The 12,789-nt window shown below is 36.6% G+C and carries 10 protein-coding genes; 1 reads left to right on the forward strand and 9 read right to left on the reverse strand.

Translation table 11 applies throughout. The annotated features are described in order from the left end of the window. Positions 1-54 precede the first annotated feature (54 nt). From ASE92_RS00675 to ASE92_RS00695, 5 genes are all read right to left on the reverse strand, one after another. Positions 55-732, reverse strand: a complete 678-nt coding sequence (locus ASE92_RS00675) for an OmpA family protein (protein WP_200926304.1) — start codon at positions 730-732, stop codon at positions 55-57. Between the two features lie 174 nt (positions 733-906). Continuing rightward, the gene (locus ASE92_RS00680) at positions 907-1,599 is read right to left on the reverse strand and encodes an ABC transporter ATP-binding protein (protein WP_056848199.1); all 693 of its coding nucleotides are present in this window, start codon (positions 1,597-1,599) and stop codon (positions 907-909) included. A 2-nt stretch (positions 1,600-1,601) separates the two neighbouring features. Then, positions 1,602-3,074, reverse strand: coding sequence for a DUF5687 family protein (locus ASE92_RS00685; protein ID WP_056848200.1), 1,473 nt, complete (start codon positions 3,072-3,074; stop codon positions 1,602-1,604). A gap of 57 nt (positions 3,075-3,131) precedes the next feature. Continuing rightward, the gene (locus tag ASE92_RS00690; RefSeq protein WP_056848201.1) at positions 3,132-4,412 is read right to left on the reverse strand and encodes a replication-associated recombination protein A; all 1,281 of its coding nucleotides are present in this window, start codon (positions 4,410-4,412) and stop codon (positions 3,132-3,134) included. A gap of 178 nt (positions 4,413-4,590) precedes the next feature. Continuing rightward, positions 4,591-5,898: an MFS transporter gene (locus ASE92_RS00695; protein WP_200926305.1), complete on the reverse strand. Its 1,308-nt coding sequence runs from the start codon at positions 5,896-5,898 to the stop codon at positions 4,591-4,593. 159 nt (positions 5,899-6,057) lie between these two features. Between ASE92_RS00695 and ASE92_RS00700 the strand changes: the two genes are divergently transcribed. After that, positions 6,058-6,789, forward strand: a complete 732-nt coding sequence (locus ASE92_RS00700) for a class I SAM-dependent methyltransferase (RefSeq protein WP_056848202.1) — start codon at positions 6,058-6,060, stop codon at positions 6,787-6,789. 99 nt (positions 6,790-6,888) lie between these two features. Here the strand turns inward: ASE92_RS00700 and ASE92_RS00705 are convergent, their stop codons facing one another. The 4 genes from ASE92_RS00705 to ASE92_RS00725 form a co-directional block, all read right to left on the reverse strand. After that, positions 6,889-7,875 carry a pyruvate dehydrogenase complex E1 component subunit beta gene (locus ASE92_RS00705; protein ID WP_056848203.1) on the reverse strand — a complete coding sequence of 329 codons (987 nt, stop codon included), beginning with the start codon at positions 7,873-7,875 and terminating at the stop codon, positions 6,889-6,891. A gap of 588 nt (positions 7,876-8,463) precedes the next feature. Further along, on the reverse strand, positions 8,464-9,021 hold the full coding sequence (locus ASE92_RS00715) for a GNAT family N-acetyltransferase (RefSeq protein WP_056848205.1): 558 nt from the start codon (positions 9,019-9,021) through the stop codon (positions 8,464-8,466). Between the two features lie 4 nt (positions 9,022-9,025). Beyond that, positions 9,026-9,457 carry an IS200/IS605 family transposase gene (gene tnpA, locus ASE92_RS00720; protein WP_056848206.1) on the reverse strand — a complete coding sequence of 144 codons (432 nt, stop codon included), beginning with the start codon at positions 9,455-9,457 and terminating at the stop codon, positions 9,026-9,028. Between the two features lie 410 nt (positions 9,458-9,867). Then, on the reverse strand, positions 9,868-12,789 hold the full coding sequence (locus ASE92_RS00725; RefSeq protein ID WP_056848207.1) for a PD-(D/E)XK nuclease family protein: 2,922 nt from the start codon (positions 12,787-12,789) through the stop codon (positions 9,868-9,870).

The following is a 12,789-nucleotide window of genomic DNA, read 5'->3' on the forward strand; positions in this document are numbered from 1 at the left end:
TAACATCGGGGTTGGATATATAATGACCTCATAGGTAGAGGGAATATGCAAAGATTATCCTTGAGATTTTGCTGTGTTTTTCAATGCATCATTTGCAACGATTACAATTTCAACACGACGGTTAGCTGCACGACCAGCATCAGTTTCATTATCTGCAATTGGTTCGGCAAAGCCTTTACCAATGGTTACTAATCTCGAAGCAGGAACACCCTGAGAAACTGCATAAGCTTTAACCGCTGCTGCTCTTCTTTCTGATAATCCCATGTTATATTGTTCTGTACCACGGCTATCAGTATGCCCAATTACTTTAATATCAGTATCAGGATATTGATTTAAAGAAGCTGCTAAGCTTTGAACATTGGTTTTAGCTGCATCCTTCAAAGCTGTTTTATCAAAATCAAATAGAATACCGCTGTCAAATTTTACAATGATACCTTCACCTTCGCGGATTACTTCAGCGTTTGGAATTGCTTTTTGAATTTCAGCAGCCTGTCTGTCCATCCTGCGGCCAATAAAAGCCCCAGCTGTACCACCAATAGCACCACCGATTAATGCACCAACAGCTGTATTACCAGCTTTTTTACCAATTAACGCACCTACTACTCCACCTGCAGCAGCACCTATACCAGCACCTTTTTGTGTTTTAGTTAAACTATCACAACTTTGGAATGCCATCGAACCCACTGCTAACCCTATACTTAATGTTGCTATTTTTACTTTTGAAATACTCATAATAATCTAGATTTATAATTCTACAACTCGTATTCAAACACGATGCCAAAAATTACCCAATCCTATTTTAATTGAATTTTAATGTTTTAGCACCTGTTAAAATATTATCATGTATAAAAAAAGAGCTATGTTAAATCATAGCCCTTCTTATCTGTATCATTCTTAGTACAAAATCTAAGCGGAGAAGTAACTCTCTAATTCTTTTAAGGTGTTTTCATCCGTTTTAAAATCTTTTATCACTTTACCTTTTTCTACCAAAATGATCCGACTACACACATCTGTAACATGGTTTAAATCATGACTAGAAATAAAAGTAGTCATGTTGCCAGGGTAAGTTTTCAAAAGCTGTTTCAACCTGATCTGAGTAGTTGGATCGAGGTTAGCGAAAGGTTCATCCAATATCAATAATTCAGGTTTCTGCATCAATGCAGCTGCTATACCTACCTTATTTTGATTTCCTTTACTGAAATCGCGGATGTACTTTCCACTATTCAAAATTTCTCCATTGAAAAAATCTGCATACTGGGTTAAGTAGGCACCAACATCTGCTACGCTTAAGTTATTTAAGCTTCCTATAAAGGTGAAATATTCTTCAGGGGTTAAATAGTCTATTAAAAAACCTTCATCTAAAAATGATGCGGTATAATTTTTCCAATCATCACCGTCCGCCACGTTTTTATCTTTCGATAAAACTTCACCTTCAGTTGGGCGAATTAAATCTAAAATCATTCGGAAGAATGTCGTTTTACCAGCGCCGTTATTGCCGACTAAACCAATGGTTTCGCCAGCTCTAATTTGTACATGATCAATGTTTACAACTGTTTTATCGCCATAAACTTTCTTTAATTTTTTTACCTCTAGTATCATAATTATTCTCTAAAGCCTTCGGCTATTTTATAACGTTGTTTTTCAAATTTTGCAGTAATCAGGTTTACCCAGAAACCTCTCATCAAAAGCATCAATACTCCAAAGGCGCCTATGGTAAATAATCCCCAATAGGGAAGGTCCAATAAGCTAAAAGGTAAATACATCAACATGGGTGTTAGGGCGTATGGAAACATAAGTAACCACTGTGTGGCTCCTGTACCCTGATAATTAAAGCTTGCAGCTTTGGTAATATCTATTCGTTTATAATTGAATGTGGCCAGGTAAAGTACTATGACGGTACCAAAACCGATATTATACAGATAACAAACTAAATGCATCACTACCAGTTTCCAGCTCATAAAGCCATAAAATGTAGAAAGTAGACTAATGATAGTGGAGCCGATAGTAAATAGCAAAAACTTTGCCTTTATAAAATTTTTAAAATTTATTTTGTTGCTTAACAATCCATCAAAATGTGAACTTTGCCAGGCAAACATAAATTGCCCGTAAATAATGATGGATACGCCTGTCATAAAAATCCCTGCAAACATCATCTTACCAAACGAATCGGTGTCGATTAGTTTTTGTCTATAGAAAAAGAATCCATAGAGCAGAAAAAATAAGCCAAGGATCACTGATGAACGGGAGCGTTTGTGGCGCAAAATAAGTTTTAATTCCAAAGCCGCTAACTCTCCTACTTTGCCGAAACGATTTAAGAAGGCATAGTCAGTACTCACTTTTTTCTCTTGCTTGGCGCCTAATTCTTCAGCGTATAAGTTCTTTAATAAGAAGTCAGAATTAATTTTAAAAACCGCGAAAGCGAGTATGGTGAATGCGAAACTCAGGTACGGGCGTTCGCCAATGGCCCTGAAAACTGTATCGGAAACACTAATTAATGAAATGATTTTGAAATACTCTAAAGCACCAAAAATAGCAATCAATATAAAGCCGCCCAAAGTGTAAAGCACATTGGTAATTGATTTTCTTTTGATATAGAGAATCAAATAGTTATTGAAAACGGTAATTGAAAGTATGGCTACTACATACATTACGGCAGCAAAAGCGCCATATTCATCAATTATTTCTGTAAAGATAAAAGGGAAAAATAGAAAAATCGGCCAGAGATTAAAAGCTGAAAAAAGTGCTTTAATATTCAAAAAACCAATGATTTTATACTTCGGGACTTTTAAATGCAAATAAGGAATAATGCTTAAGGTAGGGAGTTCTTGTAGCTGCAAACGCATAACGAAGTCAAAAGCGAAATAATACAGAATTATTCCATTAAAACTGGTCAGGATATCTACACCTTTAAAAACTTTAGGTAGGAAGATATTCATTCCAAAACCAATTCCAACGGCAACAGCCAGGAAATAGAGCATGAAAAATCCCAGTAAAATTTGAGTGGCGATACTACCGCCACGATTTCTGGATCGCCAAAAGGATTTCCTTTGATGGCTCAAAAAAGTACTCAGCATATATAAGTTTAGTATTAGTTTCTATCTATTAGTTAACGTTTCCCTTCAAATGTTACACTAATAATTGTATTTGTCTTTCCAGTTTTGTTTCAGCTTTTCCCGAAGCTTTTCTTCTGCCGGGTTTTTCCCTGGGTCGTAAAGTCTTGTTCCGCTTAATTCATCCGGAAAATATTCCTGTGGCTCAAAATTCCCCTCATAACCATGCGAATATTTATAGTCTTTTCCATAACCAATGTTCTTCATCAACTTGGTTGGTGCATTGCGAATGTGTAGCGGAACAGGCAGGTTTCCGGTTTGCTTTACGAGTGCTTGTGCATGGTTAATGGCTTCATAAGCTGCATTGCTTTTAGCCGAACTGGCCAAATAGGTTACGCATTGTGATAAGATAATTCTGGCTTCAGGATAGCCGATCACGTTTACAGCGGTAAAGCAATTATTGGCCAGAAGCAGGGCATTTGGATTGGCGTTTCCAATATCTTCTGAAGAAAGAATTAATAATCTTCTGGCAATAAAGAGTGGATCTTCACCACCTTCAATCATTCTGGCCAGCCAATAAACAGCGGCATTTGGATCGCTACCACGGATAGATTTGATAAATGCTGAAATGATATCATAGTGTTGTTCACCTGCTTTATCATACAAAGCTAAATTCTGCTGTGCATGCGCCAAAACATTTTCATTTGTTAAGGTTATTTTATCGCCGCCGATACCGTTAATGGCGATTTCCAAAACGTTTAAAAGCTTTCTGGCGTCGCCGCCACTTAAGCGAATTAAGGCTTCATGCTCTTTAATAGCAATTTTCTTTTCACTAAGAATGCTATCTTTTTTAATGGCCGTTTGCAATAAACCAGCAAGCTCTTCTTCAGTTAAGGATTTTAAAATATAGACCTGGCAACGGGAAAGCAAAGCGGAAATCACTTCAAATGAAGGGTTTTCTGTGGTGGCGCCGATTAGCGTTACCAAACCGCGTTCTACAGCGCCCAACAGACTATCTTGCTGCGATTTGCTAAACCGATGAATCTCGTCGATGAATAAAATAGGCAAACCTAAAAAACTGTCTTTTAATGCTGCAGCTTTATCAATCACTTCTCGTATATCTTTAACGCCGCTATTAATAGCACTGAGGTTAAAAAAAGGTCGATCTAAAGCTTGAGAAATGATATAAGCTAAAGTGGTTTTGCCGACTCCGGGAGGTCCCCAAAAAATCATGGATGGCAATTGACTGCTTTCAATCGCTTTGCGCAAAACTGCACCTGTACCCACCAAATGTTTTTGCCCTACATATTCATCGAGGTTTTGAGGGCGCATTCTTTCGGCTAAAGGGGCTTGATTCTGCATAATTGTAAATATATAAAATTTGATTATTTTGGAAACGGATTCTTACTAACAACTGGTTGGCATTTAGCCGAAAGTGTACTAACCTGCATATTTTATCTCTGCAGTATAATTAACGCACTATCAGAAGACTACGGGCGAAAAAATATCTCTTTCTTAATCGCGAAATTCTGCCATTAGCTTACTCCTCTATTTTTGAATGATGCTTGGGGTCTTTCATGGTTGTATACAAAATCAATGAAATTAAAATGCAACCTGTAACATACCAATAGAAGTAATTTTCGTGTCCGATATTTTTAAACCAAAGTGCAAAATACTCAGCTGTACCGCCAAAGATGGCTACGGTTAAAGCATATGGCAGTCCCACGCCTAAAGCTCTAATCTCTGCCGGAAATAGTTCAGCCTTTACCACCGCATTTATACTGGTATATCCACTCACAATGATCAAAGCAGCAATCATTAATAAAAAGATAATGGTTGTGTTGGTTTCGGTGGCTAAACCAGTTAAAATAGGAACAGTACAAACAGAACCTAAAACGCCAAAACCAATTAATAATGGTTTCCTACCAATTTTATCAGATAATAAGCCAAACAATGGTTGCAATATAGCAAACACTAAAAGCGAAATAAATGATAGCGTTGTGGAAGTTTCTTTGCTTAAATGAACAGTATTAACTAAGAATTTTTGCATGTATGTACTGAAAGTATAAAAGGCAATTGTTCCACCCAGTGTTAAACCAACAACCGTAAAAACTTCTTTCGGATATTTCATCAGCACAGCAATTCCACCTTTTTTTGCTTCTCTATCTTTGCTTTTAAAAGCGGAAGTTTCGGCAATATGTCGTCTTAAATAAAGCGCAATGAAGGAAAGTATAGCACCAATAAAAAATGGTATTCGCCAGCCCCAATCATGGAGTTGTTGTGGAGTAAGTAACCAGTTTTGTAAAACGAGTTGAATGCCCAAAGCCAGTAACTGACCGCCAATAAGGGTTACATATTGAAAGCTTGAATAAAAACCACGATGTTTTTTGGAAGCCATTTCACTAAGATATGTAGCAGAGGTTCCGTATTCTCCGCCCGTACTTAAACCTTGAATAAGTCTTGCAAAAACCAACAGCAATGGTGCTAAAATGCCAATTTGCTTATAGCCTGGCGTTAAACCAATAATTAAGGAGCCAATTGCCATGATGAAAACCGACAGAGCCATAGCGGTTTTTCGGCCTTTTTTATCGGCAATACTTCCAAATAACCACCCACCGATTGGTCGCATTAAAAAGCCTACTGCAAAAATTCCAGCTGTATTTAGGAGTTGAGCAGTAGGATTGCTGTTAGGGAAAAAAACGGGAGAAAAATATAACGCAAAAGCAGAATAAGTATACCAATCGTACCACTCTACTAAATTGCCCACAGAGCCACCGAAGATAGATTTTAACCTGTATTTAACGTCATTCATCTCTTCTGAAGGAAAATCATTTGTGGATTTATTCATATGCTTACATTGAAAGAATGATTGTTTTTTAAACAAACGAGTTAAACACTAATTGGTAAGTTTTGTTTAATTTGTAAGATAGTTTTAGAATAATTCATTTGCAAGAAAGTATTCAAAAAATTAAGTCACCAATTCAAGCACCCACTTATTAAATTAAGCATGAAAGATAATTTTTCTACCCAGTCTGCTGAGTATGCCATCTATCGACCAACGTATCCTCAGGAGCTATATGATTACCTTTTCAATTTGGTGAACAACAAAGATGCCGCATGGGATTGCGCAACAGGAAATGGACAGGTTGCTAGGGTTTTAGCGCAACATTTTAAGTCAGTTTATGCGACGGATATTAGTGAGCAGCAGCTTAATCAAGCGCTTAAAATGCCAAATATTGTTTACGATGTAGCACCAGCTGAGAAAATAAATGTTCCCGATCAAAGTTTTGATCTTGTAACGGTAGCACAGGCAATCCATTGGTTTAATTTTGAAGCATTTTATTCTGAGGTAAAAAGAACACTTAAGCCCAATGGCTTACTGGCCGTAATTGGTTATGGGATTATGTTCATCGATAAAAAAGTTGATAAAGCCATCCATAAGCTTTACGAAGATATTTTAGGTAAATATTGGGATAGCGAACGGAGGTATATTGAAGAAGGTTATAAAACCATTCCATTTCCTTTTGAAGAAATTATTGCACCGCATTTTCAAATTAAAACCAAATGGACTTTCAATCAGATGATTGGATATTTGAATACCTGGTCATCTCTTCAACATTACAAGAAGGCAAACGATAGAAATCCTTTAGAATATATGTTTACCGAACTGAAAGAGGCTTGGGGAGACGATGCCACCAAAGATGTGCATTTCCCAATATTATTGAGGGTAGGGAGATAAGCATCAAGCTAAAATCGATTGCAAAAAAAAAATCCCCCAAAAAATTCGGAGGATTTTATATTTTTAGTCTTCGACTACGCCCAGACTGACATTTTTAAATTATTTTGTAGCGTACATTACTTCTTTAACCGCTTTAACAACTCTATCTGCATTTGGTAAGCTGGCAGCAATTAAAGTTGGCGAATATGGAAGTGGAACATCAGCACAAGTAATACGTAAAACTGGCGCATCTAAATAATCGAAAGCTTTTTTCTGAACCATAAAAGCAATCTCACCTGAAAGTGATGCCAATGGCCAAGCTTCTTCTACTACAACTAAACGGTTGGTTTTCTTAACAGATTCGATAATCGTGTCGTAATCGATTGGGCGAACAGTACGTAAATCAATTACTTCTACATTGATGCCCTCTTTGGTTAATTCCTCTACTGCTGGATTAACTACACGGGTTAACATTTTACCGAAAGTTACTATAGTTACATCTGTACCTTGTTTAGTTACATTTGCTTTACCGAATTCGATATAATATTCTTCTGCAGGAACGTCACCTTTATCACCATACATTACTTCCGATTCCATGAAAATAACTGGATCTGGATCAATAATAGCTTGTTTTAATAATCCTTTTGCATCATAAGGAGTTGAAGGAACAACAACTTTTAAACCTGGAGTATTGGCAAACCAGTTTTCGAAGTTTTGAGAGTGTTGTGCCCCTAATTGACCTGCGTTACCTGTTGGGCCGCGGAAAACCATTGGGCATGAGAACTGACCACCACTCATTGATAAAATTTTAGCAGCACCGTTGATAATTTGATCGATAGCTACTAATGAGAAGTTGAAAGTCATGAACTCCACAATTGGAATAAGGCCTGCTGTTGCAGCACCTGTTGCAATACCTGCGAAACCTAGTTCGGCAATCGGGGTATCGATAATACGTTTTGCACCAAATTCATCAAGCATTCCCTGACTTACTTTGTACGCTCCGTTATATTCTGCTACTTCTTCACCTAATAAAAAAACGCGGTCATCTTTGCGCATTTCTTCTTGCATGGCTTCACGTAGTGCTTCTCTAAATTGGATTTCTCTCATTGTAAATTTTAATAACGGTGGCAAATATAATTATTAATCGTTACCAAACCAAAGGGAATTAAACCTCTATTTTGTAATAATTATGGTTGATAATGGTGATTTTTAAGGCTTTTTGGATCGAGCTTGTACGTCTGTTTTACATTAGCTAAAATAATATTTTGTAATGCTTCCACTAAGCTTGCGTTTGTATCAGGATTTTGGTTTTTCTCGAAATACTTTTATCAAAATTAACAATTATAAATTTTCTAAATCATTAATATCTTTTGCTCTGGCAGAAGTCTTTTTTGCGGTTAACAAATCTTCGTAATTTATCGTTCGTATAATTAAGTACTCTTCTTCATGTTGCAAATATTGCCCATTACTTTCTGGTTCGAACTGAAAATATTGATTTATCCATCTTAGGAGGGCAATTTTCAGGATAATTATAAGCAACACTATTCAAATAGTTGGCAGTTTTTAAACGTTCTTGCCACGATAGATTTTTATAATAAATTCTATCAGTTTTACTTGCTTCCTTCGCACTTTGAGCCTTGAATGCTGTTCTGTCTAAACGGTACATAGTCAAATATAAAAATATTAAAATCTGATTTAGTGATTCGGATTTAACAATCCGTAAATCTCGCTATCTAAAAACTGGCCTCTGAAATAAAAATCTTGTTTAAAGTGAGCCTCTTTAACGAAACCATGCTTGATAAGCATTTGCCTGGAAGCATCGTTTTCTACATTGATATTTGCTTTAATGGTGTGCAGATTGATGTCTTCAAAGCCAAAATCAATTGTTCTTTTTAGCGCTTCGGATATTATTCCTTTTCTCCAGTAGTTGGGGTGTAGCATATAACCGATTTCTGCCCTGTGGTTGGCAAAATCAGTTCTCCAATATCCAATGGAGCCAATCATTTCATCAGGATTTTCTTTTTCTGCAATTACCCAAGCCAAATTATCAGCATTTTCGAAACCTTGATTTAATGTGGTGATGAATGTTTGAATGTCTAATAAATCTTGAGGTCTTTCTCGGTCGATGTATTTCATTACCCTTTCATTGGTCCGCATGGCGAATAAGGTTTCGGCATCTGATAACGAATGTTCACGAAGAATTAATCGTTTGGTTTCGAGTATTGGAAATTTGGTGAAGTTGAGGGTAAGCATATTATTATTTTCTTAATTCAAATTTATATTTATCGGCGAACTCTTTCACTTCTTCTTCAAAAGATTTTTTGCTATGATGTTTTTCTTGATTTTTAATGTAATTACTAACAATCTCTAAATTGGATTCGCTAACAGAGACCGCGAAATAATCATCTTGCCAAATAAAGGGTTCGTCGGTTAATTTATTTTTATTTATCCAATGGGCAGATTCGCCCTTTATTAGCTGTGCAATTTTAGCTATGGTTTGTTCTTTTCCTATTGATATCAAACAATGCAAATCTTCTGTATAGCCATTTACAGCTTTTAGGAAAATTGATTTTTCTTTACAATTCTCTATGATATGATTCTGAAGTTTGTAGCGGATGTTTTGAGTTAAATAGGGATGTCGGTTTTTAGTTGAGAACACCAGGTGAACCCAAATTTTTACATACGACATATCTTAAAGTTTGGCTAAGGCCAATGTACTGATTTTTTTTCTATCCGTTGGTTGAAACCAACGTCAAATAAATGGATGGTGCAGTTAGCGATTTCATTAAAGCCATTGATTTTAAGACTATTGCCGTTGTTTTCAACCAACGGTTTTGTTTGAAAATCATATTTCATTCCAGCGACTAAAGCCTAGTTGCAAAAAATTGAACTGCGCAGGATAAATTTTTTACCTCGATTGTCAATATTCATTGCCGTTGGTTTTAACTAGTGTAAGGGAAGTTTCTACCTTATTACCGATATTCATTGCCGTTGGTTTCAACCAACGGTTTTGTGTAGTGAACAAATTTCATTCATATATAGTTTCCTTGCCGTTGGTTTCAACCAACGGATTATAGAAGAAATTGGCTTTAGCTGCATTTACCTCCCAAAAAGTGTTGTATAAATAGAATAAACATAATTCCCTGAATTCTGACTTGCCCTGAAAGGAATGCTATAATCGAATAATTCTTTCAGCTTCGTCCTCAATGCATTTAAAAAGGCTTGTTTCTCTGATGCGAGAAACTCGTTTCGTAACAGGCCGCCTTTGCCAGTAAAATGGATCCCATCTTTACTCATACTTTTTACTACGTAAAGATTCGGTTCCACATTTTCATTCTTCGATATTTGCTCATAAACATGAGTATAAAAGAGCGTTTGAATAAGCGCTTTGTTAATGTTGCCACAATCCGTATCGAAACATTCTTCTATGGAAGAATACTTGAGTTTATCACCTCCCGTTTTATAATCCACAATTCTATAGCCACCATTTTTCAAATCAACACGATCGATAATGCCGTAAAGCTTTATTTGATGGTTTTTGCCATTCGCTTCAAAGCCAAATTCGACGTTGCCTTTTTGCTCTAAGCCAATTAAAGTAAATGGTGCATCTTCAGTATCCTGTTTTAAAATAATATTGATATACTCGTTTACAATAGCGAACACAATTTTTTCCATCCCATTTAATTTAATGGTTTTGGCTAATCGTTTTACATGGGTCAGGCGGATCTCTTTTGGTTCTTTTTTATCGCCGTATAAAGAATCGGCAAAGCCTTCAATAATTAGTTCGGGAATATCTTTTCGCTTCTCTTTAATTCTTTCTGCCGTAATTTCGGGTGAGATGATGCGCAGCTGTTCGTAAAATTGCTCCATGGCATAATGCAGAATTAAACCAACTTTATAGGCTTCTACTGTCTCTTCCACTTCTTTTGGCTCTTCAATTCCGGCAATGTATTTATAAAAGAAATCAATTGGATTGTAAATGTAGGTGGTTAAGGCTGATGCTGACAGGTATTTTTGTCCCGAAAGGTATTTGTTTAAAACTTCCTGAACCTTTTCCGATTTTAAAACAACCTCCTCACGTTTGAGCTCCGTTTTAACAGCAAGCTGAAGTTCCTGGTGATTGAAATTAAATCCGCTTTCATACTCTAGTTGCTTAATAAATCTGGAGGGTTCGCCGCTGTTACTTTCATCAGTTAAACTGTTGTAAACAAAATCGAGATTTTGAGCCCGTTGAATTAAACGATAAAACATGTAAGCTGAAATGGCGTCTTGATTTTCAAGTACAGGTAAACCATAAACACGTCTTAAGGTATCAGGAATAAAGGTTGTCGAGGTAGAAGCTTGCGGAACAATCCCCTCATTTAAACCCAATATAATCACCCGATCGAAGTTTAGGTTTCTACTTTCCAGTAAGCCCATAATCTGAATTCCACTCAGGGGATCTCCCTCCAAGGGAACTGTAATTTCTGCCAACGATTTTTGGATCAGAGAAAGCACAAAACTAAGCTCTATTTCCTTGTTGTACTTATCGATATGGTGCTGTAAAGTATCCTGCAAACGGTTGAGTTCCTGAATGGTTTTTCCAAACAATTCGGCATCAATCTTCTTCAAACTTTTGCTTGCGAGCTCACGATGTAAAACATAATCCAGTAACTCATTTAATATAGTGACTGTGTTAGTTGTAGAATGTATAGGCTCAAAAAACTTCGCTAACAAACCGCCTTGTCGAGTTAGGCGCTGGTATGGAATTTCTGCAAGCTGCTCCTTAATTAATGCATCGATTATTTTCGGACGCATGATTTCGCTTATTCCAGTTAACGGATGAGATAAAAAAGCTTCAGCAGTTTGATATTTAATCGTTTTTTTTGCGCTTAATTCAGATTGAACCGTTAACCATAAATCGGCCAGGCCATATAATGAAGAATTCGCCAGGCCAAAACCCATGGTAATATTCACATCTACTTTTTTATCCTCAATAGTTGATGGGATGGTTTGCATTAAGGGAATTAGCAAACTTTCATCTGCTAAAATAATCGCTGTAGAAGTTATGGCTTGATTATTTAAAATCAATTCTTTTTCCTTGGCCAGCAATTCATTCACAATTTTTGCCTGTGCCGTTTGCCCTTGCACTTTAAACACATTTACCGCTCTTGGTGATGTTTTGATGAAGCCGGTTTCATTTGATAATTGGTTGATCAGGCCTATCTGCTTTAAGTTTCGTCTTAAAAACAATCCCGACTCCTGCATCTCATCTTCCATGTAATAACTATCCGTATCGAAATAAAAGATTGCTTTATCCTCATCCTGCCAGCGTTTAAATGCCTTGGCTTCGGCTTTGCTTAGTGCATTGAACCCAATAAACACTAGCTTTTTTCCAGTGTATTTAGCCGTAAAATCGATTTCGTTTGTACCCTCGCCGATGTTTTTATACAAGCGGGCCATGGTAATAAAATCTTTGGTTTTTAACTGTTGATGGAATTCATTGTACAATAGTGGCATTCGATGCCACATCCGGATAAATAGCTCTTGCTGTTTTTTAAATTTTCCTTCGGAGTAAGATTGCCAGAACTGCGATAGAAAGGCTTTTTGCTCTGCCGTTAAGAAATCGAACTGCTGGTTAATCACCGCAATATCTTCCAGTTCTGTAAACAGCCTGTTAGCATCAACCAAATCATTATCAATCTGACTAAAATCGCCTAAAATAATTCGGGCAATGTTATGAAATTTTGCAATAGAGGGAAGTTTTTCAATGCCTTCATTCTTTAAAAGCTGAATGTAGCAGTCGTAAAGGGCGAAAAACTGGGTATAATGGTCGGCGATTTTTAGCGGTGTTGCTTCGGCAAAAAATTCAGAAACCGTGTAAAATGAAGGACTCCAAAACGGTTTCTGATAAATGTCGGCAAGGTGCTTTTGTAAATACGCGGTTGGGCGCTTATTATTAAATACAATGGCACAATCTTGTAAATTCTGACCAAACTTAGCTACTAAATCTTTGGCAACATCTTTTAAAAAGGGGTTCAT

The sequence above is a fragment of the Pedobacter sp. Leaf41 genome (assembly GCF_001422545.1).
In the GTDB taxonomy this organism is placed as follows: Bacteria; Bacteroidota; Bacteroidia; order Sphingobacteriales; family Sphingobacteriaceae; genus Pedobacter.